This is a genomic window from Streptomyces sp. NPDC101191 (genome assembly GCF_044767915.1).
Classification (GTDB): domain Bacteria; phylum Actinomycetota; class Actinomycetes; order Streptomycetales; family Streptomycetaceae; genus Streptomyces.
On the sequence record NZ_JBIWOU010000003.1, the window covers coordinates 494,328 to 516,580 of the forward strand.

At 69.5% G+C, this 22,253-nt stretch carries 21 protein-coding genes; 10 read left to right on the forward strand and 11 right to left on the reverse strand.

Features of this window, described 5'->3' with window-relative positions; all coding sequences use genetic code 11:
- Positions 1-8: 8 nt before the first annotated feature.
- The 3 genes from ACIRQF_RS15445 to ACIRQF_RS15455 all read right to left on the reverse strand — a co-directional run bounded on the left by ACIRQF_RS15445 (position 9) and on the right by ACIRQF_RS15455 (position 3,190).
- Positions 9-1,292 carry an MFS transporter gene (locus ACIRQF_RS15445; protein ID WP_404092450.1) on the reverse strand — a complete coding sequence of 428 codons (1,284 nt, stop codon included), beginning with the start codon at positions 1,290-1,292 and terminating at the stop codon, positions 9-11.
- A gap of 79 nt (positions 1,293-1,371) precedes the next feature.
- Complete coding sequence (locus tag ACIRQF_RS15450; protein WP_382477382.1) at positions 1,372-2,454, reverse strand: inositol-3-phosphate synthase; 1,083 nt, start codon at positions 2,452-2,454, stop codon at positions 1,372-1,374.
- 46 nt (positions 2,455-2,500) lie between these two features.
- Positions 2,501-3,190, reverse strand: a complete 690-nt coding sequence (locus tag ACIRQF_RS15455; RefSeq protein ID WP_376627333.1) for a helix-turn-helix transcriptional regulator — start codon at positions 3,188-3,190, stop codon at positions 2,501-2,503.
- Between the two features lie 408 nt (positions 3,191-3,598).
- Between ACIRQF_RS15455 and ACIRQF_RS15460 the strand changes: the two genes are divergently transcribed.
- Together ACIRQF_RS15460 and ACIRQF_RS15465 are read left to right on the forward strand one after the other, a co-directional pair.
- Positions 3,599-6,331, forward strand: coding sequence for a transglycosylase domain-containing protein (locus ACIRQF_RS15460; RefSeq protein WP_404092454.1), 2,733 nt, complete (start codon positions 3,599-3,601; stop codon positions 6,329-6,331).
- 112 nt (positions 6,332-6,443) lie between these two features.
- Complete coding sequence (locus tag ACIRQF_RS15465; protein WP_404092456.1) at positions 6,444-7,922, forward strand: glycosyltransferase family 87 protein; 1,479 nt, start codon at positions 6,444-6,446, stop codon at positions 7,920-7,922.
- A gap of 73 nt (positions 7,923-7,995) precedes the next feature.
- Here ACIRQF_RS15465 and ACIRQF_RS15470 read toward each other — a convergent pair whose 3' ends face one another.
- From ACIRQF_RS15470 to ACIRQF_RS15480, 3 genes are all read right to left on the reverse strand, one after another.
- Positions 7,996-9,027: an alanine racemase gene (locus ACIRQF_RS15470; protein WP_389750713.1), complete on the reverse strand. Its 1,032-nt coding sequence runs from the start codon at positions 9,025-9,027 to the stop codon at positions 7,996-7,998.
- A gap of 76 nt (positions 9,028-9,103) precedes the next feature.
- The gene (locus tag ACIRQF_RS15475; RefSeq protein WP_376627341.1) at positions 9,104-10,222 is read right to left on the reverse strand and encodes a lipid II:glycine glycyltransferase FemX; all 1,119 of its coding nucleotides are present in this window, start codon (positions 10,220-10,222) and stop codon (positions 9,104-9,106) included.
- Positions 10,223-10,349: 127 nt separating this feature from the next.
- Positions 10,350-10,649 carry a hypothetical protein gene (locus ACIRQF_RS15480; protein ID WP_376627343.1) on the reverse strand — a complete coding sequence of 100 codons (300 nt, stop codon included), beginning with the start codon at positions 10,647-10,649 and terminating at the stop codon, positions 10,350-10,352.
- A gap of 285 nt (positions 10,650-10,934) precedes the next feature.
- Between ACIRQF_RS15480 and rpsF the strand changes: the two genes are divergently transcribed.
- From rpsF to rplI, 4 genes are all read left to right on the forward strand, one after another.
- Positions 10,935-11,225 carry a 30S ribosomal protein S6 gene (gene rpsF / locus ACIRQF_RS15485; RefSeq protein WP_004950685.1) on the forward strand — a complete coding sequence of 97 codons (291 nt, stop codon included), beginning with the start codon at positions 10,935-10,937 and terminating at the stop codon, positions 11,223-11,225.
- 72 nt (positions 11,226-11,297) lie between these two features.
- Entirely contained in the window at positions 11,298-11,882 is a 585-nt protein-coding gene (locus ACIRQF_RS15490) for a single-stranded DNA-binding protein (protein ID WP_376627345.1), read from the forward strand.
- A 58-nt stretch (positions 11,883-11,940) separates the two neighbouring features.
- Complete coding sequence (gene rpsR / locus ACIRQF_RS15495; RefSeq protein ID WP_128983236.1) at positions 11,941-12,177, forward strand: 30S ribosomal protein S18; 237 nt, start codon at positions 11,941-11,943, stop codon at positions 12,175-12,177.
- Positions 12,178-12,195: 18 nt separating this feature from the next.
- A complete protein-coding gene (gene rplI / locus ACIRQF_RS15500) occupies positions 12,196-12,642 on the forward strand; it encodes a 50S ribosomal protein L9 (RefSeq protein ID WP_376627347.1) in 447 nt (148 codons plus the stop codon).
- 89 nt (positions 12,643-12,731) lie between these two features.
- On the opposite strand, the gene ACIRQF_RS15505 is transcribed toward rplI, so the two are convergent.
- Positions 12,732-14,069, reverse strand: a complete 1,338-nt coding sequence (locus ACIRQF_RS15505; protein WP_404092461.1) for an MATE family efflux transporter — start codon at positions 14,067-14,069, stop codon at positions 12,732-12,734.
- Between the two features lie 424 nt (positions 14,070-14,493).
- Here ACIRQF_RS15505 and dnaB point away from each other — a divergent pair, with 424 nt between their 5' ends.
- The gene (gene dnaB, locus ACIRQF_RS15510; RefSeq protein WP_376627351.1) at positions 14,494-15,972 is read left to right on the forward strand and encodes a replicative DNA helicase; all 1,479 of its coding nucleotides are present in this window, start codon (positions 14,494-14,496) and stop codon (positions 15,970-15,972) included.
- Positions 15,973-16,074: 102 nt separating this feature from the next.
- On the forward strand, positions 16,075-17,457 hold the full coding sequence (locus ACIRQF_RS15515; protein ID WP_404092464.1) for a serine hydrolase domain-containing protein: 1,383 nt from the start codon (positions 16,075-16,077) through the stop codon (positions 17,455-17,457).
- A 66-nt stretch (positions 17,458-17,523) separates the two neighbouring features.
- Here the strand turns inward: ACIRQF_RS15515 and ACIRQF_RS15520 are convergent, their stop codons facing one another.
- From ACIRQF_RS15520 to ACIRQF_RS15535, 4 genes are all read right to left on the reverse strand, one after another.
- Positions 17,524-17,976 carry a GNAT family N-acetyltransferase gene (locus tag ACIRQF_RS15520; RefSeq protein WP_404092467.1) on the reverse strand — a complete coding sequence of 151 codons (453 nt, stop codon included), beginning with the start codon at positions 17,974-17,976 and terminating at the stop codon, positions 17,524-17,526.
- Between the two features lie 31 nt (positions 17,977-18,007).
- The gene (locus ACIRQF_RS15525; protein ID WP_376627357.1) at positions 18,008-18,466 is read right to left on the reverse strand and encodes a MarR family winged helix-turn-helix transcriptional regulator; all 459 of its coding nucleotides are present in this window, start codon (positions 18,464-18,466) and stop codon (positions 18,008-18,010) included.
- A gap of 288 nt (positions 18,467-18,754) precedes the next feature.
- The gene (locus tag ACIRQF_RS15530) at positions 18,755-19,618 is read right to left on the reverse strand and encodes a GNAT family N-acetyltransferase (protein WP_404092470.1); all 864 of its coding nucleotides are present in this window, start codon (positions 19,616-19,618) and stop codon (positions 18,755-18,757) included.
- 5 nt (positions 19,619-19,623) lie between these two features.
- On the reverse strand, positions 19,624-20,178 hold the full coding sequence (locus ACIRQF_RS15535) for a DUF2269 domain-containing protein (RefSeq protein ID WP_404092473.1): 555 nt from the start codon (positions 20,176-20,178) through the stop codon (positions 19,624-19,626).
- A 77-nt stretch (positions 20,179-20,255) separates the two neighbouring features.
- Between ACIRQF_RS15535 and ACIRQF_RS15540 the strand changes: the two genes are divergently transcribed.
- Positions 20,256-20,909 carry an HAD family hydrolase gene (locus ACIRQF_RS15540; RefSeq protein ID WP_382477403.1) on the forward strand — a complete coding sequence of 218 codons (654 nt, stop codon included), beginning with the start codon at positions 20,256-20,258 and terminating at the stop codon, positions 20,907-20,909.
- On the forward strand, positions 20,885-22,213 hold the full coding sequence (locus tag ACIRQF_RS15545) for a globin domain-containing protein (protein ID WP_404092874.1): 1,329 nt from the start codon (positions 20,885-20,887) through the stop codon (positions 22,211-22,213). The genes ACIRQF_RS15540 and ACIRQF_RS15545 overlap by 25 nt, the downstream gene beginning before the upstream one ends.
- The last annotated feature ends 40 nt before the right edge of the window (positions 22,214-22,253 follow it).

The following is a 22,253-nucleotide window of genomic DNA, read 5'->3' on the forward strand; positions in this document are numbered from 1 at the left end:
GTGAAACATCACCCCTTGCCGTTGGCCCGCACCCTGTCGGCTCGGACGAGCCGGAGCAGGAAGACCGCGAGGGTGGCGTAGAGCGCGGACACCAGCACCACGAGGGCTGGCGATCGTCCGTCCGGCGGGAGCATCAGAGCCGCGACTCCGGCGGCTCCCACGAAGGCGACGTTGAACAGCACGTCGTAGAGGGAGAAGACCCGGCCCCGGTAGGCGTCGTCCACCGAGGTCTGGACGACGGTGTCCGTCGCGATCTTCGCGCCCTGCGTGGTCAGGCCGAGAACGAAGGCGGCCACGAGGAAGGGCGTCCGTGCGAAGGTGAGTCCCAGCGCAGGGGTGAGCATCGCGGCGGAACCCGTGCACAGGGTCATCCAGCCGAAAGGCCCGAGCCTTCCGACGGCCCACGGGGAGAGCACCGCCGCGGCGAAGAATCCGGCACCGGAGGCGGCGACCGCGAGTCCCAGCACGGCGAGGCCCTCCGCCTGGGTGGTGCCCCAGGCGTAGCGCGAGAGCATGAGTACGGTCACGAACAGCGCCCCGTAGCAGAAGCGCATCACGGTGACCGCAGCGAGCGCCCGGGCGGCGGGCCGACGCTGGGCGAGATGCCGCAAACCGTCGATCAGCCCCCGAGCGGTGGAAGCCAGCGCGGCGGCGAGTCGCGGCTGGACCTGGTCGGGGTTCGGCCCGAGGAGCTCACGGGACATCCGCAGCGAGGCGAGCGCGGAGCAGAGATAGAGCACGGCGCCGAGCAGGACGACGGCGGCGTCGGAGTCATCGGCGACCAGACGCACACCGAAGGCGAGCCCGCCGCCGAGCGTCGCTGCGAGGGTGCCGGCGGTCGGTGAGAGGGAGTTGGCGATGACCAGTCGTTCGTCGTCGACCACGCGCGGGAGTGCGGCCGAGAGACCGGCCAGCACGAAACGGTTGACGGCAGTGACGGAGAGGGCGGAGCCGTAGAAGAGCCAGTCGGGTACCGAGGCCAGCATGAGTACCGCGGTCCCGGCGGCGAGCAGGGCGCGCAGCAGGTTTCCGTAGAGGAAGACCTGGCGGCGGCGCCAGCGGTCCAGGAGGACACCCGCGAAGGGCCCGACGAGGGAGTAGGGGAGCAGTAGGACGGCCATGGCGGAGGCGATAGCGGCGGGGCTGGTCTCCTTCTCGGGAGAGAAGACGACGTACGTGGCCAGGGCCACCTGGTAGACCCCGTCCGCGCACTGGGAGAGCAGTCGGACGGCGAGCAGGCGGCGGAAGTTGCGCAGGCGCAGGAGGATGCGCAGATCACGCACGACGGACATGGCAGCAAGACTCACATACGAGAAGGGCCCCCGGGCAGTGCCACGGGGACCCTTGTCATCGAGCCGTTGGACCGTCAGGTCAGCGCTCGACCTCGCCCTTGATGAACTTCTCGACGTTGGCGAGAGCCTCGTCGTCGAAGTACTGGACCGGCGGGGACTTCATGAAGTACGAGGAGGCGGAGAGGATCGGGCCGCCGATGCCGCGGTCCTTGGCGATCTTCGCGGCGCGCAGGGCGTCGATGATGACACCCGCGGAGTTCGGGGAGTCCCACACCTCGAGCTTGTACTCCAGGTTCAGCGGAACGTCACCGAAGGCGCGGCCCTCGAGGCGGACGTAGGCCCACTTGCGGTCGTCCAGCCAGGCCACGTAGTCCGACGGGCCGATGTGGACGTTCTTCTCGCCGAGCTCCCGGTCGGGGATCTGGGAGGTGACGGCCTGCGTCTTGGAGATCTTCTTGGACTCGAGGCGGTCGCGCTCGAGCATGTTCTTGAAGTCCATGTTGCCGCCGACGTTGAGCTGCATGGTGCGCTCAAGACGGACACCGCGGTCCTCGAACAGCTTGGCCATCACGCGGTGCGTGATGGTGGCGCCGACCTGGGACTTGATGTCGTCGCCGACGATCGGAACGCCGGCCTCGGTGAACTTGTCCGCCCACTCCTTGGTGCCGGCGATGAAGACCGGGAGGGCGTTGACGAAGGCGACCTTGGCGTCGATGGCGCACTGGGCGTAGAACTTCGCCGCGTCCTCGGAGCCCACGGGCAGGTAGCAGACGAGCACGTCGACCTGCTGGTCCTTGAGGACCTGGACGACGTCGACCGGAGCCTCGGCGGACTCCTCGATGGTCATGCGGTAGTACTTGCCGAGGCCGTCGAGGGTGTGACCACGCTGGACCGTGACGCCCTTGTTGGGGACGTCGCAGATCTTGATGGTGTTGTTCTCGCTGGCGCCGATGGCGTCCGACAGGTCGAGGCCGACCTTCTTCGCGTCGACGTCGAACGCGGCCACGAACTCCACGTCGCCGACGTGGTAGTCGCCGAACTGGACGTGCATCAGGCCGGGCACCTTGGCCGCCGGGTCGGCGTCCTTGTAGTACTCGACGCCCTGCACCAGCGAGGCGGCGCAGTTGCCCACGCCGACGATGGCTACGCGAACCGAACCCATTCCGGTTGCTCCCTGTGTGATCGTGGAAGCCCTGCGAGGCAGGGTTTCACTTGTCGGTGTCGTCGGACGGATCCGGCCGGGTACTGCCCCCGTGCCGGGGCAGGCCGCCCGTTTCTCCAGATTCTCTGTGCTGCTGAGCGGCGCCCTCGGGGGCGTCGGGGCCGGATCGTTGATCCCGCCCCGCCCGCTCGCTCTCGATGAGCTCGTTCAGCCAGCGCACTTCGCGCTCCACGGACTCCATTCCGTGGCGCTGCAGCTCAAGCGTGTAGTCGTCGAGGCGCTCGCGTGTCCGGACCAGAGAGGCGCGCATCTTCTCCAGGCGCTCCTCCAGCCGGCTGCGGCGGCCCTCGAGCACTCGCATCCGCACATCGCGCTCGGTCTGGCCGAAGAAGGCGAAGCGGGCGGCGAAGTGCTCGTCCTCCCAGGCGTCGGGGCCGGTGTGGGTGAGGAGCTCCTCGAAGTGCTCCTTACCTTCGGCCGTCAACCGGTAGACGATCTTGGCGCGGCGTCCTGCGAGTGAAGCCGCCAGGGCCTCTTCGGGGGCGCTGCCCGGTTCCTCGATCAACCAGCCGTTGGCGACCAGCGTCTTGAGGCAGGGATAGAGCGTCCCGTAGCTGAAGGCCCGGAAGATTCCCAGGGAGGTGTTGAGCCGCTTGCGCAGCTCGTACCCGTGCATGGGGGCCTCGCGGAGCAGACCGAGAACGGCGAACTCGAGAATTCCTGAGCGCCTGCTCATATGTCGCCTCCTCCGCCGCTCTCGGGACTCGTCTCTCGGACCAGGTGGACGTCCGTATGCCGAGCCGATGTGCCGCACTGATGTATCGACTCGATACATCCCGACGATAGAACGGCCTGAGTGATGCGACAAGTGAGACTCGGGTGACCGGCGTCACATCGTCAATTCACAGCAATCGACTTGTCGGATTTGGGGTGATGTTCGGCCCTAGGCAGGTTTTGGCCGTGCGTAGTCTGTGCGGCATGCAGACCACCGGGAACCAAGCGATGCCGCAGGGCGTCAGTGAAGCGGGTGACCGGCTGCGGCACGGTGGGGTCTTTTCCGAGGTCCGGCCGTGTGCATTTCGGGGGGACCGGAACTCAACTGCCGCTTCCAGGCCTGTGTGCCTGCCCGAGGAGTAGTCGTTCGATGAGCGAGCATCGTCGCAAAATGCCGCAGCAGCAGCCGCCGAGTGGCGGTCGTGCTGCGGCCCGGCGCGCCGCCCAGCAGCCGATGGGCCGCGGGCCGGCCCAGGGCCGTGATGTCAGTACGGGGTCTCCTTCGGCCTCGTACGGACCTCCTTCCTCTTATGGGGAGGAGGAGCGCCCCTACGGCGGCCGGGCCGAGGCCCGGCGCGCCGCCCAGCGTGGCGGACGCAGGCGCGCACCCGAGGGCGGCGGGGGCCCCGGTGGCCCCGGTGGCCGTCGCGGAGGGGGTGGCGGCGGCCGTGGTGGCGGTCCCGGACGGGGCCGTAACGACGGCGGACGTCCGCCCGGCAAGAAGCGGATGATCGACTACCCGCGGTACGGCAAGTACGGCTGGCGGCGCTGGATGCCCTCGTGGAAGCTCACGACGGGCCTCTTCCTGACGTTCGTCGGCGGCCTCATGGGCGCGGCGACGATCGCGTACGCCATGGTGGGCATCCCCGACGAGGCCATCAGCGCCAAGCAGCAGAACAACGTCTTCTACTGGGCCGACGGCACGCAGATGGCCGCGACCGGCGGTGAGGTCAACCGTCAGATCGTCTCGTTCGACCAGATCCCGAAGGCCATGCAGAACGCCGTGGTCTCGGCCGAGAACAAGACCTTCTGGACGGACTCCGGCATCGACCCCATGGGCATCGGCCGCGCCGTCTGGAACATGGCCAAGGGTGGCGAGACCCAGGGTGGCTCGACCATCACCCAGCAGTACGTGAAGAACAACCGTCTCGACGACCAGTCGCAGACGCTGACCCGCAAGGTGAAGGAACTCTTCATCTCCATGCGCGTCGGCAACGAGAAGGGCAAGCCCGAGATCATGGCGGGCTACCTCAACACCTCGTACTACGGCCGGGGCGCCTACGGCATCCAGGCCGCGGCCCGCACGTACTTCGGCAAGAACGCCAAGGACCTCAACCCCAGCGAGTGCGCCTTCCTCGCCTCGCTGCTCAAGGGCGCGACCTACTACGACCCGGCCGGCAGCGTCGACATCGACACGGCGGCCACCCCGCAGGCCAACCTCGCGCGCGCTCAGAAGCGCTGGGCGTGGATCCTCGACGAGATGGTCAAGGACGGCAGCCTGACGGCCGCCGAGCGGGCGAAGTACCCCACGTTCCCCAAGGTGAAGGCGCGGACCCAGGGCCCGCAGCTCGGCGGCCAGATCGGCTACCTGGTGCGCACGGCACAGAAGAGCGTCCTCAACAACACCGAGCTGGGCATCAGCGAGCAGGACCTCGCCCGCGGCGGCTACGAGATCTACACGACCTTCGACAAGAAGAAGGTCAACGCGCTCGAGAAGGCCGTGAAGTCGGTCTACAGCGAGTACATCGACCCGAAGAAGCGCCCCAAGACCGATACGCACGTCCAGTTCGGCGGTGCCTCGGTGAACCCCGAGACCGGTGCGATCGTGGCGATCTACGGCGGTGCCAACGCCACCACGCACTTCACCAACAACGCCGACGAGACCGGCGCCCAGGTCGGCTCGACGTTCAAGCCCTTCGTCCTCGCCGCGGCGATGCGCGACGGTGTCCGCGACCCCAAGGGGAGCAAGGAGCAGGACGCCTCCACCCGCACGCTCGTCGACCCGGACAAGAGCTACTACAACGGCCAGAACAACCTGAAGATCAAGAACTACGACGGCTCGACCTGGCGTGACGAGAACGGCAACGAGTGGCTCCAGGCCAACGACGAGCACGCCAGCTACAAGAACATCAACCTCCGCACGGCCATGATGAAGTCGGCGAACTCGCCGTACGTGCAGCTCGGCATGGACGTCGGCATCGACAAGGTCCGCCAGGCCGCCATCGACGCCGGTCTGCGTGAGGGCTCGCTGGTCAAGGCCAACGTGCCGTCGTTCTCCCTCGGTATCTCCAACCCGAGCGCGATCCGCATGGCGGGCGCCTACGCGACCTTCGCCAACAACGGCGAGCGCAACGACGTCTACTCGGTCGAGAAGGTCCTGAAGCAGGGCCAGACCAAGTACAAGCACGAGGCCCAGCCCAAGCGGGTGTTCTCCACCGCCGTCGCCAGCAACGTGACCGACGTCCTGAAGAGCGTCGTCAAGGGCGGCACCGGCCGGAAGGCCGCGCTCGACGACCGCGAGGCGGCCGGCAAGACGGGTACGACCGACGGCAACAACTCGGCCTGGTTCGTCGGGTTCACCCCGCAGCTGTCCACCGCGATCGACATGTACCGCTTCGCGGACGACGAGACGCTCAAGGACCGCAAGTTCGAGTCCATGTACGGCACCGGCGACCAGCCGAAGATCCACGGTAATTCGTTCCCGTCGCGGATCTGGCACGACTACATGACCGAGGCGCTCAAGGGCACCGAGGCGAAGAGCTTCCCGGCGCCCGAGCCCTTGGACGACGCCGAGGGCGTCTACGGCGGCGGCATGGTCAGCCCGACCCCGACGCCGACGGAGACCCCGTCCGAGACGCCTTCCATGACCCCGTCGACGGAGGCGCCCACGGGCAAGCCGACCAAGTCGCCGGACCCGGGCAAGACCTGCAGCGTCTGGGACTGGCCGTGCGACCCGAACGGGGGCACCACCAAGGGCCAGGACAACGGCGGCACCAACGGTGGCCCGACCACCACGCCGCCGACGTCCCCGACGGACAGTCCGTCCCCCGGCACCACCTCCGGCGGAAAACCGAACGGCGGGACCTGGGGAACCCTGGGCTGACCCGGGGCCCCGGCACCCTTCGAGGGCCGCCGCGCCCGGTCCGTACCTCGTGTACGGCACCGGGCGCGGCGGCCCTCACGGTTTTCCGGGGCCGTACGGCAGGATGTCCCCCATGCCGAGCCTCCAGAAGACGAGCCCTCCACGGGACCCGGTCGTCTGCCCCACCCGTACCGACGAGGTCGCGGCCGCCGGCAGCGAGCTGATCGGCGGACCGATCGGGCGCCGCGCGCGCCTCGGGGCCGGACAGCTCACCCCGGTGCGGGTGATCGCGCTCGTGGCCATCGGGATGTTCGCGCTCGGCATGGTGCAGAAGCTGCCCTGCTACAACTGGGCCTGGTTCCGGGGCTCCACCTCCCAGTACACCCACGCCTGCTACTCCGACATCCCGCACCTGTTCTCCGGGCGCGGGTTCGCGGAGGGCCTGGTCCCGTACTTCGACCGGATCGGTGGCGACATACCGTTCCTGGAGTACCCGGTCCTGACGGGCCTGTTCATGGAGGTCGCGGCCTGGCTGACGCCCGGCGACGGCGATCTGAACCAGCGCGAGCAGGCGTACTGGATGGCCAATGCCGGTCTGCTGCTGGTCTGTACGGCCGTCCTGGCCGTCTGTGTGGCCCGGACCCACCGCAGGCGTCCCTGGGACGGCCTGCTCGTCGCCCTGGCGCCCGCGTTCGCGCTCACGGCGACGATCAACTGGGACCTGCTGGCGGTCACCCTGACGGCCGCCGCGCTGCTGATGTGGGCGCGGAGCCGACCGCTGGGCTTCGGCGTGCTGCTCGGGCTCGCGACGGCCGCCAAGTTCTATCCGGTACTGCTGCTCGTACCCGTCTTCCTGCTGTGCTGGCGGGCCGGGAAGTGGCGTGCGTTCGCCACGGCGGTACTGGGGGCGGTGGGGGCCTGGCTGGTGGTGAACCTGCCGGTGATGCTCCTGGCGCCCGAGGGCTGGAAGCAGTTCTACGTCTTCAGTACGGAGCGGAACATCGACTTCGGCTCGTTCTGGCTGCTCATCAGCCAGATCACCGGCGAGTCGATCCGCCCGGCGACGGCCAACTACTACGCGCTGTTCCTGATGATGCTGGCGCTGGCGGGGCTCGCCTACCTGGCGTTCAACGCGCCCCGCAGGCCGCGTCTCGTACAGCTGGCCTTCCTGATCCTGGCCGCCTTCGTCCTCACCAACAAGGTCTACTCGCCCCAGTACGTGCTGTGGCTCGTCCCGCTCGCCGCCCTCGCCCGGCCGCGCTGGCGCGACTTCCTGGTCTGGCAGGCCTGCGAGGTCATGTACTTCCTCGGCATCTGGCTGTACCTCGCGTACACGAGCAGCGGCAACAAGCAGGGGCTGCCGACCGACGGCTATCAGTTCGTGATCGTCCTGCACCTGCTCGGCACGCTCTACCTGTGCGTCCTGGTCGTGCGCGACATCCTGGCGCCCGATCGGGACGGGGTGCGGCGGGACGGCTCGGACGACCCCTCGGGAGGCGTCCTGGACGGCGCCGAGGACGTCTTCGTCCTCGGCCGGGCGGCGCATCCGGCGCGCCACGCCGCGCCGGCCGTGGAAGGGCCGCGGGTGGACTGGGGCATGCCGCGGGAGTGACCCGTCGCCGTCCGTGGCGAGAACGCCGAGCTGCCCCCGGGGAGTCCCCCGGGGGCCGCTTCGTGTCCGTGGCTCAGCGCTCGACGATCCGGTCGTACTGGGTGGTGGTGTGGCGCAGGTGGGCGACCAGCTCGTCGCCGACCTGCGGCTCCTGGGCGTCGGCCGGCACGAACAGGATCGACACCTGCATGTGCGGCGGCTCGGCGAACCAGCGCTGCTTGCCGGCCCAGACGAACGGAGAAAGGTTCCGGTTGACCGTCGCGAGGCCGGCCCGCGCCACGCCCTTGGCCCGCGGCATCACGCCGTGCATCGCCTTGGGGGCCTCCAGGCCGACGCCGTGCGAGGTACCGCCGGCGACCACCACGAGCCAGCCGTCGGATGCGGCCTTCTGCTGGCGGTAGCCGAACCGGTCCCCCTTGGCGACCTTGGTGACGTCGAGGACAGCGCCGCGGTACTCGGTGGCCTCGTGGTCGCCCAGCCAGAGCCGGGTGCCGATGCGGGCGCGGAAACGGGTCTGCGGGAACTGCTGCTGCAGCCGGGCCTGCTCGTCGGCGCGCAGGTGGCTGACGAACATCGTGTGCAGGGGCAGCCGCGCGGCCCGCAGCCGGTCCATCCAGGCGATGACCTCCTCGACGGCGTCGGTGCCGTCGGTGCGGTCGAGCGGGAGGTGGAGGGCGAAGCCCTCCAGGCGAACGTCCTCGATGGCGGCGTGCAGCCGGCCGAGGTCCTCCTCGTGGACGCCATGGCGCTTCATCGAGCTCATGCACTCGATGACGACGCGGGCGCCCACCAGGGCGTGCACGCCGTCCACGGAGGACACGGAGCGGATCACGCGGTCCGGCAGCGGCACCGGCTCCTCGCCGCGCCGGAACGGGGTGAGGACCAGCAGGTCACCGCTGAACCAGTCCTTGATCCGGGCGGCCTCGTAGGTGGTGCCCACCGCGAGCATGTCGGCTCCGAACCGGGCGGCTTCGTCCGCCAGGCGCTCGTGGCCGAAGCCGTAGCCGTTGCCCTTGCAGACCGGGATCAGACCGGGGAACTGGTCGATCACGGTCTTCTGGTGCGCCCGCCAGCGCGCGGTGTCGACGTAGAGGGAGAGCGCCATGGCCGGCCCGGAACCTTTCTGGTGGCTGCGGTGTATCAAAGGTGTGTACGAGACTACGCAAGCCTCGGTCGCGTCGTCAGCGACGCGACATGTAGATGTCCAGGGCCTTGTGGAGGAGCTTGTTGAGCGGGAAGTCCCACTCGCCCACGTACTCCACGGCCTCGCCGCCCGTGCCGACCTTGAACTGGATGAGACCGAAGAGGTGGTCGGTCTCGTCGAGGGAGTCCGAGATGCCCCGCAGGTCGTAGACGGTGGCACCCATCGCGTACGCGTCGCGCAGCATCCGCCACTGCATCGCGTTCGAGGGCCGGACCTCGCGGCCGATGTTGTCGGAGGCGCCGTAGGAGTACCAGACGTGGCCGCCGACGACCAGCATGGTGGCGGCGGAGAGGTTCACGCCGTTGTGGCGGGCGAAGTAGAGCCGCATGCGGTTGGGGTCCTCGTTGTTGAGGACGGTCCACATGCGCTGGAAGTACGAGAGCGGGCGCGGCCGGAAGTGGTCACGGACGGCCGTGATCTCGTAGAGGCGCTGCCACTCGGCGAGGTCCTCGTAGCCGCCCTGGACGACCTCGACGCCGGCCTTCTCGGCCTTCTTGATGTTGCGGCGCCACAGCTGGTTGAAGCCCTTGAGGACGTCGTCGAGCGAGCGGCCCGCGAGCGGGACCTGGAAGACGTAGCGGGGCTGGACGTCGCCGAATCCGGCGCCGCCGTCCTCGCCCTGCTGCCAGCCCATCTTCCGCAGGCGGTCGGCCACTTCGAAGGCGCGCGGCTCGATGTGGCTGGCCTCGACGTCCTTCAGACGCTTGACGTCGGGGTCCTGGATGCCGGACTTGATGGCGGCGGAGTCCCAGCGGCGGATGACGACCGGCGGGCCCATCTTCACGGAGAAGGCGCCCTGCTGCTTGAGGTGCGCCAGCATCGGCTGCAGCCAGTCGTCGAGGTTCGGGGCGTACCAGTTGATGACCGGGCCCTCGGGCAGGTACGCCAAGTAGCGCTTGATCTTGGGCAGCTGGCGGTAGAGCACCAGACCGACGCCGACGAGCTCGCCCGCCTTGTCGAACCAGCCGAGGTTCTCCGAGCGCCACTCGGTCTTCACATCAGCCCACGCCGGGACCTGGCAGTGGCTCGCCGCGGGCTGGCTCTGGATGAATGCCAGATGCTGCTCACGGCTGATGGTCCTCAGGGTCAGGCTCATGCGGGGCGCTCCTCGGCAGGTGTGTCCCCATCGGTTCAGGGGCTCCGGCTCTCGCGCCGAAGCCTACTGCGACCGGGGAGCGCCCCGATGGGACGTGTGTCCCGTGGCCGGTGGCCGGCCCGGCACCTCAGACGAGGCCGCCGTAGAACATGCCGAGATAGAAGCCCACCGCCGAGGCGCCGAGCCCGACGATCAGGACGAACCGCTCCCGTGTCGTCACCGAGATGAACTGGCCGTAGGCACCCGTCAGGATGCCGATCAGTCCCGCCCAGGACGCCAGGGCGTGCAGGTGGTGAAACTGCGCGGTGATGGCGGCGAGGACTCCGAGGAAGAGTGTGATGCCCATCAGGGCGTCCTGGAGCGGGTGGGGCTTGCCGTCCGTGGCGAAGAGGGAGTGTCCGGGGTCGGGTCGCATTGCCTGTGCCATGGGGCACCTCCTGGCGTGCCGTCCGGAAGGCGACGCCTTGTGACGCCGCCCACATCCGTTGGGTACAGATTGCGTCCCCTCACCGCCGGATTTCAACCGCAGCGCGATGTGCGGGTACTCTGTACGGTCTGCACCGGTGTCTGCCCAGGTCCGTCCAAGGGCCTCGACGGCACCCCTCGCTCGCGAGGGGGACTGTCAGTGGCGGCGGATACCGTTGCTCACGCATCACGACCCTCCTGCCACGGAACGACCGTGGCCGCTGAGTCCAAAGGAGGTGGGTTCCACATGCGTCACTACGAGGTGATGGTCATCCTCGACCCCGATCTCGAGGAGCGCGCTGTCTCCCCGCTGATCGAGAACTTCCTCTCCGTCGTCCGTGAGGGCAACGGAAAGGTCGAGAAGGTCGACACCTGGGGCCGTCGTCGTCTCGCCTACGAGATCAAGAAGAAGCCCGAGGGCATCTACTCGGTCATCGACCTGCAGGCCGAGCCTGCGGTCGTCAAGGAGCTCGACCGCCAGATGAACCTGAACGAGTCGGTCCTCCGGACCAAGGTCCTCCGCCCCGAGACCCACTGAGCTTTCGCTCACAGGTACTCGGGTCCGAGTAGCAGTTAGCAGCCAGAAGCAATCCCGCCGAGAGGTTCACCCATGGCAGGCGAGACCGTCATCACGGTCGTCGGCAATCTTGTCGAAGACCCCGAGCTGCGCTTCACCCCGTCCGGTGCGGCCGTCGCGAAGTTCCGTATCGCGTCCACTCCCCGCACCTTCGACCGTCAGACCAACGAGTGGAAGGACGGCGAGAGCCTGTTCCTGACCTGCTCGGTCTGGCGTCAGGCGGCGGAGAACGTCGCCGAGTCGCTTCAGAAGGGCATGCGCGTCGTCGTGCAGGGCCGGCTGAAGCAGCGGTCGTACGAGGACCGCGAGGGCGTCAAGCGCACGGTCTACGAGCTGGACGTCGAGGAAGTCGGCCCCAGCCTGCGCAATGCCACGGCCAAGGTCACCCGCACCACCGGTCGCGGTGGTCAGGGCGGCTACGGCGGCGGTGGCGGCGGCCAGCAGGGTGGCGGCGGTGGCAGCTGGGGTGGCAACTCCGGCGGCGGCCAGCAGGGCGGCGGAGCTCCCTCCGACGACCCCTGGGCCTCCAGCGCCCCCTCCGGCGGTCAGCAGGGCGGCGGCGGTGGCGGCTGGGGTGGCAACTCCGGCGGCGGCTACTCGGACGAGCCTCCCTTCTAGGGCGCAAGCCCTGGGAGCAGCTCGTACCCAAACTTCTTGATCACACAGGAGAAACACCATGGCGAAGCCGCCTGTGCGCAAGCCTAAGAAGAAGGTCTGCGCGTTCTGCAAGGACAAGGTCGCGTACGTCGACTACAAGGACACGAACATGCTGCGGAAGTTCATTTCCGACCGCGGCAAGATCCGTGCCCGTCGCGTGACCGGCAACTGCACGCAGCACCAGCGTGACGTCGCCACGGCCGTCAAGAACAGCCGTGAGATGGCGCTGCTGCCCTACACGTCCACCGCGCGATAAGGGAAGGGTGACCGGAAAATGAAGATCATCCTCACCCACGAGGTCTCCGGCCTCGGTGCCGCTGGCGACGTCGTCGACGTCAAGGACGGCTACGCTCGCAACTACCTGGTCCCGCGTGGTTTCGCGATCCGCTGGACCAAGGGTGGCGAGAAGGACGTGGCGCAGATCCGCCGCGCCCGCAAGATCCACGAGATCGCGACCATCGAGCAGGCCAACGAGATCAAGGCCCAGCTCGAGGGCACGAAGGTGCGCCTGGCCGTTCGCTCCGGCGACGCCGGCCGTCTCTTCGGCTCCGTGACCCCGGCCGACATCGCTGCCGCGATCAAGACCGCGGGTGGCCCGGACGTCGACAAGCGTCGCGTCGAGCTCGGTTCGCCGATCAAGACCCTGGGCTCGCACCAGGTGTCCGTGCGTCTGCACCCCGACGTTGCCGCGAAGCTCGGCGTCGAGGTCGTCGCCGCGTAACGCTGCCATCGGGCAAACTGCGCTCAGTAGTACGGAAGGGCCGCACCCCTCGGGGTGCGGCCCTTCCGCCGTTTCACGTGAAACAACGCTCAGCGCGTGGCGCCCGTGACCAGCCAGCGGCCGGAGCGCTCACGGAACCACAGCGTCGCCATCCGGACGGTCATCATCAGCGTCATCGCTGCCCACAGTGCGGTGAGGCCGCCTCCGAGCGTGGGGATCAGCAGGGCGACCGGCGCGAAGACAGCCAGGGTCAGCAGCATGGCCCAGGCGAGGTAGGGGCCGTCACCGGCGCCCATGAGTACCCCGTCGAGGACGAAGACCACCCCGGCGATGGGCTGGGAGAGCGCCACGACGAGGAGTGCGGGGAGGAGCGCGTCCTGGACCGCGGGGTCGCTGGTGAAGAGGGGGATGAAGAGCGGCCGGGCGACGATCAGCAGCACTCCGAGGGCGACTCCGGACAGCACACCCCACTGGATCATGCGCCGGCAGACCTGGCGGGCGCCGTCCGCGTCGTCGGCACCGAGATAGCGGCCGATGATGGCCTGCCCGGCGATGGCGATCGCGTCGAGCGCGAAGGCCATCAGGCTCCACAGGGACAGGATGACCTGATGGGCGGCGACATCGGCGTCACCGAGACGGGCGGCCACGGCGGTCGCGATCATCAGGACGGCCCGGAGCGAGAGCGTACGGACCAGGAGCGGCGCACCGGCCTGGGCGCAGGCCCGGATGCCGGCGGCGTCGGGGCGGAGCGAGGCGCCGTGCCGGCGGGCGCCGCGGATCACCACGGCGAGATAGGCGCCCGCCATGCCGAGCTGGGCGATGACCGTGCCCCAGGCGGAGCCCGCGATGCCGAGCCCGGCGCCGTAGACCAGTCCGAGGTTGAGGGCGGCGTTGGCGGTGAAGCCGCCGATGGCGACGTAGAGCGGGGTGCGGGTGTCCTGGAGGCCGCGGAGGACGCCGGTGGCGGCCAGGACCACCAGCATGGCGGGGATGCCGAGGCTGGAGATCCGCAGATAGGTCACGGCGTACGAAGCTGCGGTGTCGGAGGCGCCGAAGATGTCCACCAGCCAGGGAGCGGTGGGCAGCATCAAGGCGACGACGGCGGCGCCGAGGAGGAGGGCGAGCCAGATGCCGTCGATGCCCTGGCGGACGGCCGCCTGGAGGTCGCCGGCGCCGACGCGGCGGGCGACGGCCGCAGTGGTCGCGTATGCGAGGAAGACGAAGACGCTCACGGCGGTGGCCAGAAGCGCCGAGGCGATGGCGAGTCCGGCGAGCTGGGGAGTGCCCAGGTGGCCGACAATGGCGCTGTCGACCATGAGGAAGAGAGGCTCGGCGACGAGTGCGCCGAAGGCCGGGACGGCGAGCGAGACGATCTCGCGGTCGTGTTGGCGCCGAACGGCCTTGGGGGTCGTGTGAGCCTGATGCATGGGCTCAATCTAATCTTCCACAGGTAAGAGATGCAATGAACTATTGATCCTTACTTCAGGCGCGAGAGACCCTTCGGGTGTGCGCCGTTTGTTCTGATCTTGATCCGGGTGAAGAAGTTTTTCTCCCCCACAGCCCGTGGATGGAAAAGGTGCAGGTCAGAGCCGCTTGTCCCGGGCGCCTATGAGTTTGTCCACACGGCTGTCCCCCGGTCCGTGCACAGGTTCCGGGGGGTTCTCCACAGCATCTGGGCCTTCACCCACAGGCCCTGTGGATAACCAGATTGGCTGACGGTGCCCGCGGGCCTACCGTGGTCCGGCGCCCGACGCGCCAGAAGCGGAGTCAAAGCCTCTTGTTTGTCCGAGCCGTGGCGTAAGAAAGAGTGGCACGGAGAGGTCCGCGGAGCGGACGGGAGGAGGTGGCTTGGTGAGCATGACCGAGCCCTTGGACGATCCCTGGGCCGACAGCGGACCCAGCGACCGGCTGCCCACCCGGACCCGCGAGCCCCGGGGCCGCGGACGGGGGCGGGAGGACCAGCACGAGCGCGGCAGCGAGGGCGGCTGGGACTCCGGGCTGTCCGGCTTCGAGCGCGTCCCCCCGCAGGACCTGGACGCCGAGCAGTCCGTCCTCGGCGGCATGCTGCTGTCCAAGGACGCCATCGCCGACGTCGTCGAGATCATCAAGGGCCACGACTTCTACAAGCCGGCCCACGAGACCGTCTACGCGGCGATCCTCGACCTCTACGCGAAGGGCGAGCCCGCCGACCCCATCACGGTCGGCGCCGAGCTCACGAAGCGCGGCGAGATCACCCGCGTCGGTGGTGCCTCGTATCTGCACACCCTCGTCCAGTCGGTCCCGACGGCCGCCAACGCCTCGTACTACGCGGAGATCGTCCACGAGCGAGCCGTGCTGCGTCGTCTCGTGGAGGCCGGCACCAAGATCACGCAGATGGGTTACGCGGCCGACGGCGACGTCGACGAGATCGTCAACCGGGCCCAGGCCGAGATCTACCAGGTCACCGAGCAGCGCACCACCGAGGACTACCTCCCACTCGGCGACATCATGGAGGGCGCGCTCGACGAGATCGAGGCGATCGGCTCTCGCAGCGGCGAGATGACCGGTGTGCCCACCGGCTTCACCGACCTCGACGCGCTCACCAACGGTCTGCACCCCGGTCAGATGATCATCATCGCGGCGCGACCCGCCATGGGTAAGTCCACGCTCGCGCTGGACTTCGCCCGGGCCGCGTCCATCAAGAACAACCTGCCCAGCGTCATCTTCTCCCTCGAGATGGGCCGCAACGAGATCGCGATGCGTCTGCTCTCGGCCGAGGCCCGGGTGGCGCTGCACCACATGCGCTCCGGCACCATGACCGACGAGGACTGGACCCGGCTCGCCCGCCGGATGCCGGACGTCTCGCAGGCCCCGCTCTACATCGACGACTCGCCGAACCTGTCGATGATGGAGATCCGCGCCAAGTGCCGGCGCCTCAAGCAGCGCAACGGGCTCAAGCTCGTGGTCATCGACTACCTCCAGCTGATGCAGTCCGGCGGCTCCAAGCGCTCCGAGAGCCGTCAGCAGGAGGTTTCCGACATGTCGCGAAACCTGAAGCTCCTCGCCAAGGAGCTGGAGCTCCCGGTCATCGCGCTCTCCCAGCTGAACCGTGGTCCGGAACAGCGCACGGACAAGAAGCCGATGGTCTCCGACCTCCGAGAGTCCGGCTCGATCGAGCAGGACGCGGACATGGTCATCCTGCTGCACCGCGAGGACGCCTACGAGAAGGAGTCCCCGCGCGCGGGCGAGGCCGACATCATCGTCGGCAAGCACCGTAACGGTCCGACCGCGACCATTACCGTGGCCTTCCAGGGTCACTACTCGCGCTTCGTGGACATGGCGCAGACCTGAGCCGTCGTCTGGTGGCGCCGGGCGAGGGAGAGGGCGCCCGCGTGCGGGCACCGTGCGGAAAACGACGGCGCGGACGAGGACGTGCGGGGCGAAGATGACCGCATGACCTCTTCCTTCGAAGACCTGTTGCCCAGTACCGAGCGTGCCCTGCTGCACCGGATCGCCGTCGCCCAGACCCAGGGGCGCTCGCCCTCGTTCGTCGCGGGTGTGGTGCGGGAGGGGCGGACCGTCTGGTTCGGGTCGCGCTCCTGCGTCGACGGGCACGCTCCGGACGCGGAGACACAGTTCCGGATCGGCTCCATCACCAAGGTGTTCACCGCGGTTCTGGTGATGCGGCTGAGGGACGAGGGGCTCATCGGGCTGGACGACCCCCTGGAGAAGCATCTGAAGGGGACCGGCGTCGGCGAGGTGACGATCGCTCAACTCCTGGGGCACAGCGCCGGCCTGGCGGCCGAGGCGCCCGCGCCGTGGTGGGAGCGGACGCCGGGGGCGACACGACCGGAGTTGGCCGACGTCCTGGGGGAGCGTCCCCTGGTGCATCCGTCCGGGCGCCTCTTCCATTACTCCAACCCCGGCTACACGCTGCTGGGTTCGCTGGTCGAGGCCGTACGCGGGATGTCCTGGGAGGAGGCGCTGCGTACCGAGATCCTGGAGCCGCTGGGGCTGGGCCGCACATCGGTACAGCCGGTCGCCCCGCACGCGGGCGGCTGGGCGGTGCATCCGTGGGCCGATGTGATGCTGCCCGAGCCGTTGGAGGATCTGGGGATCATGGCGCCGGCCGGGGTGCTCTGGTCGACCGTCGGCGACCTCTGCCGGTTCGCCGCGTTCCTGGCCGAGGGCGACGAGCGGGTGCTGCGCCGGGCGTCTCTCGAGGAGATGCGGGTGCCGGCGGTGCCGCCGGCACCGGGCGACGCGGAGTGGGGGTACGGCCTCGGGCTCCAACTGCTGCGCCATGACGGCCGGACGCTCGTCGGCCACACGGGCTCGTTGCCCGGCTTCGTCGCCGGTCTCTGGGTGAGCGTCGAGGACGGCCTGGGTGCCGTGGCGCTCGCGAACGCCACGTCGGGCCCTCTGCCGTCCTCTGTGGCGGCTGATCTCGTCCGGATCGTGGCGGAGGCCGAGCCGCGCTTCCCGGAGCCCTGGAGGCCGCTCGCGGAGGCCGAGGTCGACGAGGAACTGCTCGCCCTCACCGGCCCCTGGTACTGGGGCACGTACGCCTACGGGCTGCGGGTCGGCCCCGGGGGCGGGGTGGTCCTGGAGCCGCTGCGGGGTGCTGGGCGGCGGGCGACCTTCCGAGCGCTGCCCGACGGTGGCTGGATCGGCCTCGACGGCTACTACCAGGGGGAGACGCTGCGGGCCGTGCGCCGCCCGGACGGCACCGTGAGCCATCTCGACCTGGGCTCGTTCGTCTTCACCCGGGAGCCCTACGAGCAGGGGGACGCCGTGCCCGGTGGTGTCGACGAGGCGGGCTGGCGCGGGCTCTGACCTAGGCCGCGGGGGATGGGGATGCGCTGTTTCACGTGAAACAGCGCATCCCCCAGCTCGCCGGCCTCACAGGCCCAGCTTGAATCCCACATGGGAGGCCTCGAAGCCGAGCCGCTCGTAGAAGCGGTGGGCGTCGGTACGGGTGACGTCGGAGGTCAGCTGTACCAGTCGGCAGCCCTGTGCCCGGGACTCCTCGACGGCCCACTCGATGAGCCGGCTGCCGAGCCCGCTGCCGCGCTCCTCCGCGTGGATACGGACGCCCTCGATGATCGATCGGGTGGTGCCGCGGCGGGAGAGCCCGGGAATGACAGTGAGCTGCAGCGTGCCGACGACCGTGCCCGCGCGCACGGCGACGACCACGTGCTGGTTCGGGTCTCCCGCGAGCCGCTGGAAGGCGGCGAGGTACGGGGCGAGGTCGTCCGGAGACTCGCGTTGGGCGCCCAACGGGTCGTCGGCCAGCATCGCCACGATGGCAGGCAGGTCACCCTGCTCGGCGGGCCTTATCTCAAGATCGCTCATGCTGGGCAGGCTACGCCGTGCCGCCGGGGACTCAGGCCGGGACGCCGAGGCCTTCGACGACCCGCACCAGCGGGGTCAGCTCCGGGTTCACGGCCGCCTCGTCGAGGGCCTCGCGCAGGGCGCGGTCGTTGGTGGGGCGAGCCTCGTCGAGCAGCTTCTGGCCGGCCTCGGTGACGTCGGTGTAGATACCGCGCCGGTCGGTGGCGCAGAGGTACCGGGTGAGCAGACCGCGGTCCTCGAGCCGGGTGACGAGCCGGGTGGTCGCGCTCTGGCTGAGCACCACCGCGTCGGCCACCTGCTTCATCTGGAGGTGCCCGCCGGGACCGTCGTGCTGCCGGCTGAGCACGTCGAGGAGGGAGTACTCGCGGACACTCAGACCGTGCTGGGACTCCAGGGCACGCTCGATGTGCGACTCGATCCTGCCGTGCAGCAGGGAAAGGGCGCACCAGCCCTGGGAGAGGGCCGTCAGTGCCGGGTCCGTCGCGGTCATGATCTCTCCTCGGTCTCCTCGGTCGTCGCGGTTCCCCACCAAGAGTAGACGATGAAGCGCAAAAGTCCGCGTGTGCAAATAAATCGGTGGGCCGCTGAACCGGGGGCGGGTGCCTAGGCCCTGTCGTCAAACTCCCGCCTGCCCCGCGACGCCATGTACGCGCTCTCGCTGCACCGGGCACAAGCCCGAGTACGTCCGGTACGAGGCCTCGCGCCCGGCACACCGAGAGCACGCACCTGACGCCGCGGGGCCGCCCTCCGGGCAACGACGGGAGTTTGACGACAGGACCTAGCCCGCCGCGACGGTCAGGGGAGCGAAGCGTCGGGTCCAGTCGCCAGGGAGGTCGGGCAGGGAGTGGACCATGACCGCGTTGGTGGCGATGTGCTCCAGGCCGTTCGCCTTGAGCCAGGTCAGCAGCGCGGTGTGGCGGGTGTCGACGTCCGTACGCAGCGGGCGGTCGCTCGCGCCGGCGAGCGAGGCGACGAGCGCCTGGGCCGTGGCAGGGTCGCGGGCGATCAGCGGGCCGAGGACATGGGTGTCCATGTTGGGCCAGAGAGCGCCGAAGCCGGTGATCTCGCCGTCCTGCTCGGCGACCCGCAGATGATCGGCGAAGGCCGGCAGACGGGTAATGAGGTGGGTGCGGTCGACTCCGAAGATCTCGTGATCGAGGCGCAGGACGTGCTGGAGGTCCTCTGCCGTCGCCGGGCGGACCCCGCCCGCGGTCGCGGGTTCGGTGCCGGTGAAGCGGCCCCTGAGCATCTCGGAGTGGCCCGTCTGCGTGAAGCCCAGCTGTTCGTAGAGCGGCTGCCCGTTGCTCGTGGCGTACAGGCTGAGCGGAGTCCCCTCGGCTTCGTCGAGGACGTGCTGCATCAAGCGGCGTCCGACGCCCCGGCGGGCGTACCGCTCGGCGACCAGGACCATGCCGATCGCGCCCAGACCGGGCCCGTAGGACGTGACCACGCAGGCCGTGACCAGTCCCCTGCCCGAGGGGTCGTCGATGCCGAGCCCCATCCCCGCGGTGAGCAGCAGCCCCCACTTGTGCTCCTCGCGGGGCCAGCCCCGGTCCTCGGACAGATCGGCGCAGGCCTGCAGGTCGTCGCCGGTGAGGCGCCGGATGGGGAGCTGGTCGAGCGAGGGATGCGAGAGGGGCATGGTGGTCAGGCTGTCCGACGGGGTCGGCTCGCGTCCACCGCTTTACGCGGCGCCGCGGGGGCCCCCGCCCGCCGGAGGGTGGCGGAGTCCCGCAGGTGACGTCCACGTCTCGTCAGACCCCAGGGCTTGAGGACCGAGATCGCGGTCATGAAGAGATAGGCGGTCGTCGAGACCACGGGTGCCGCGACCAGACTGCTGTCCGGCACCCCGGCCGCCGCGGCGTGTGCGATCTCCGGCCGGAGGGCGAAGATCGTCGCGATGGCGGTGGCCAGGGTGATCCAGAACTTGATCCAGACCCAGCGATGCCGGGCGAGCCCCCAAGGAGTTCCCAGGGAGAGCACCAGACCGCTGCCGAAGGTCACCAGGGCGACCGGAACGAGGAGCCAGTCCGCGAACACCTTCATGGCCCGGTAGGCCGCCTGGGTGAGGGAGGGGTCATGGGTCGTGTACGCGGTGAGGCCGAGGGCCAGCAGCCCCAGGCTGAGGCCGAGCCAGGCCACGGAGACCGCGACATGGACGACGAGGAGTGCCCGCCGCACGGGCCGCCGGAGATGTTTCACGTGAAACACCGTGCCCAAGACCCACCGTCCCTCGCGTCTTCCCGGGGGAGTAAGCCGGCGTACTAGCCTCGGCGTACATGACGACCCTGAACGGCAGGCGCCGACTTCACCTCTTCGATCTCGACGGCACGCTGATCCGTGGCTCGGCCGCGGCGGTGGAGATCTCCCGGCAGCTGGGGGTGAGCGAGGAGATCGACCGGCTGGAGCGGGAGTTCCTGCTGCGGGGGCTCACTCCTGACGAGTTCGCGGTACGGGCCCATGCGCTCTGGTCCGAGCTCACCCCGGAGCAGGTGACGGCGGCCTTCGACGGTGCGCCCTGGCTGGCCGGCATCCGGGAGGTGTGGGCGGAGATCCGGGCCGAAGGCAGTCACTGCGCGGTCATCTCGCTGTCGCCCGACTTCTTCGTCGAGCGGCTGCTGGAGTGGGGTCTGGACGCCGCCCACGGCTCCCGTTGGCCCGCCGTCCCCTTCGCGGAGCCGATTCACCGGCCCGGCATCCTCGACGCCTCGGCGAAGGTACGGATCGCCGGCGAACTCTGCGCGCGCTTCGGTGTCGGGAGGGCCGACTGCGTCGCGTACGGAGACTCGATGTCCGACGCCGAACTCTTCGCGATCGTGCCCGAGTCCGTCGCCGTGAACGCGGACCATCACCTCACGGACCTGGCCCGGCACCGCTACACGGGCGGCGATCTGCGCGAGGCGTATGAATTGGTCCGAAACAACGCAGCCTAGTCCCTGGGGCGGGGCGAATCACCGGGAATCCCACTTTCTGTCCAAGACCCTCCACGGACTGTCATCCTGCGAACACGGAGGCCGACTGCAGGGAGGCACATGACATGACTGATGCTCCGGCTGCGGCCACGGATGCGCCGCCCCTCATACCGATGGACGAAACGATTCCTGAGCGGGCGGCCACCACGAGGACGCCCTCGCCCGACGCCGTCCTGATCCGCCGCACCCTGGTGGAGATCGCACCGGTCGCCGACCGGGTGACCTCGTACTTCTACGCCCTGCTGTTCACCCGCCATCCCGGGCTGCGCGCGATGTTCCCGGCGGCCATGGACACCCAGCGCGACCGGCTGCTGAAGGCGCTGCTCACGGCGGCCGAGCACCTGGACAACACGCGCGTGCTCACCGAGTACCTGCAGAACCTCGGGCGGGGGCACCGCAAGTACGGCACGAGACCCGAGCAGTACCCGGCCGTGGGTGAGGCGCTCATCGGCGCGCTCGTCCGGTACGCCGGGACGACCTGGGACGCGGAGACGGAGGCGGCCTGGGTGCGCACGTACACGACGATCTCGCAGATCATGATCGACGCGGCCGCCGAGAACGAGCAGCTCGCGCCCCCCTGGTGGCAGGCCGAGGTGGTCAGCCATGACCTGAGGACCCCGGACGTCGCCGTCGTCACGCTCCGCCCCGACCAGCCGTACCCGTTCCTCGCCGGGCAGTACACGACGCTCGAGACGCCGTGGTGGCCGCGGATATGGCGTCACTACTCCTTCGCCTCCGCACCCCGGCCGGACGGGCTGCTCAGCCTGCACGTGAAGGCGGTGCCGGCGGGCTGGGTGTCCAACGCCCTGGTCCACCGCGCCCGCCCGGGGGACGTGCTGCGGCTCGGGCCGCCCGCGGGGTCGATGACCGTCGACCACTCCACCGACAACGGGCTGCTCTGCCTGGGCGGCGGGACCGGCATCGCGCCGATCAAGGCGCTGGTGGAGGACGTCGCCGAGCACGGGGACCGACGGCCGGTGGAGGTGTTCTACGGTGCCCGCAGCGGCCACGACCTGTACGACATCGACACGATGATGCGGCTCCAGCAGACCTTCCCGTGGCTGGCCGTGCGCCCGGTCACCGAGGACGAGGGCCGGCTCCCGGACGCGGTGGCCCGTTACGGGCCCTGGGCCGAGTACGACGCGTATCTCTCGGGGCCGCTCGGCATGATCCGCAGTGGGGTCGACGCCCTGAAGGGCGCCGGCATCCCCACCGACCGGATCCGGCACGACTATCTCGGGGAGCTCGTCCCCCAGGCCTCCTAGGCCCGCCGGCCCAGGGCCCGCCCCGCCGGCCGGGTGCCGA

What these genes read in the sequence shown, in the direction of transcription:
- ACIRQF_RS15530 (WP_404092470.1), bottom strand. Translation starts at nt 19,618, where the DNA reads ATGCCCCTCTCGCATCCCTCGCTCGACCAGCTCCCCATCCGGCGCCTC.
- ACIRQF_RS15480 (WP_376627343.1), bottom strand. Translation starts at nt 10,649, where the DNA reads ATGGCACAGGCAATGCGACCCGACCCCGGACACTCCCTCTTCGCCACG.
- ACIRQF_RS15450 (WP_382477382.1), bottom strand. Translation starts at nt 2,454, where the DNA reads ATGGGTTCGGTTCGCGTAGCCATCGTCGGCGTGGGCAACTGCGCCGCC.
- rpsR (WP_128983236.1), top strand. Translation starts at nt 11,941, where the DNA reads ATGGCGAAGCCGCCTGTGCGCAAGCCTAAGAAGAAGGTCTGCGCGTTC.
- ACIRQF_RS15455 (WP_376627333.1), bottom strand. Translation starts at nt 3,190, where the DNA reads ATGAGCAGGCGCTCAGGAATTCTCGAGTTCGCCGTTCTCGGTCTGCTC.
- ACIRQF_RS15475 (WP_376627341.1), bottom strand. Translation starts at nt 10,222, where the DNA reads ATGAGCCTGACCCTGAGGACCATCAGCCGTGAGCAGCATCTGGCATTC.
- ACIRQF_RS15445 (WP_404092450.1), bottom strand. Translation starts at nt 1,292, where the DNA reads ATGTCCGTCGTGCGTGATCTGCGCATCCTCCTGCGCCTGCGCAACTTC.
- ACIRQF_RS15540 (WP_382477403.1), top strand. Translation starts at nt 20,256, where the DNA reads ATGACGACCCTGAACGGCAGGCGCCGACTTCACCTCTTCGATCTCGAC.
- ACIRQF_RS15505 (WP_404092461.1), bottom strand. Translation starts at nt 14,069, where the DNA reads ATGCATCAGGCTCACACGACCCCCAAGGCCGTTCGGCGCCAACACGAC.
- ACIRQF_RS15490 (WP_376627345.1), top strand. Translation starts at nt 11,298, where the DNA reads ATGGCAGGCGAGACCGTCATCACGGTCGTCGGCAATCTTGTCGAAGAC.
- ACIRQF_RS15525 (WP_376627357.1), bottom strand. Translation starts at nt 18,466, where the DNA reads ATGACCGCGACGGACCCGGCACTGACGGCCCTCTCCCAGGGCTGGTGC.
- rplI (WP_376627347.1), top strand. Translation starts at nt 12,196, where the DNA reads ATGAAGATCATCCTCACCCACGAGGTCTCCGGCCTCGGTGCCGCTGGC.
- ACIRQF_RS15470 (WP_389750713.1), bottom strand. Translation starts at nt 9,027, where the DNA reads ATGGCGCTCTCCCTCTACGTCGACACCGCGCGCTGGCGGGCGCACCAG.
- ACIRQF_RS15520 (WP_404092467.1), bottom strand. Translation starts at nt 17,976, where the DNA reads ATGAGCGATCTTGAGATAAGGCCCGCCGAGCAGGGTGACCTGCCTGCC.
- ACIRQF_RS15465 (WP_404092456.1), top strand. Translation starts at nt 6,444, where the DNA reads ATGCCGAGCCTCCAGAAGACGAGCCCTCCACGGGACCCGGTCGTCTGC.
- ACIRQF_RS15460 (WP_404092454.1), top strand. Translation starts at nt 3,599, where the DNA reads ATGAGCGAGCATCGTCGCAAAATGCCGCAGCAGCAGCCGCCGAGTGGC.
- ACIRQF_RS15515 (WP_404092464.1), top strand. Translation starts at nt 16,075, where the DNA reads ATGACCTCTTCCTTCGAAGACCTGTTGCCCAGTACCGAGCGTGCCCTG.
- rpsF (WP_004950685.1), top strand. Translation starts at nt 10,935, where the DNA reads ATGCGTCACTACGAGGTGATGGTCATCCTCGACCCCGATCTCGAGGAG.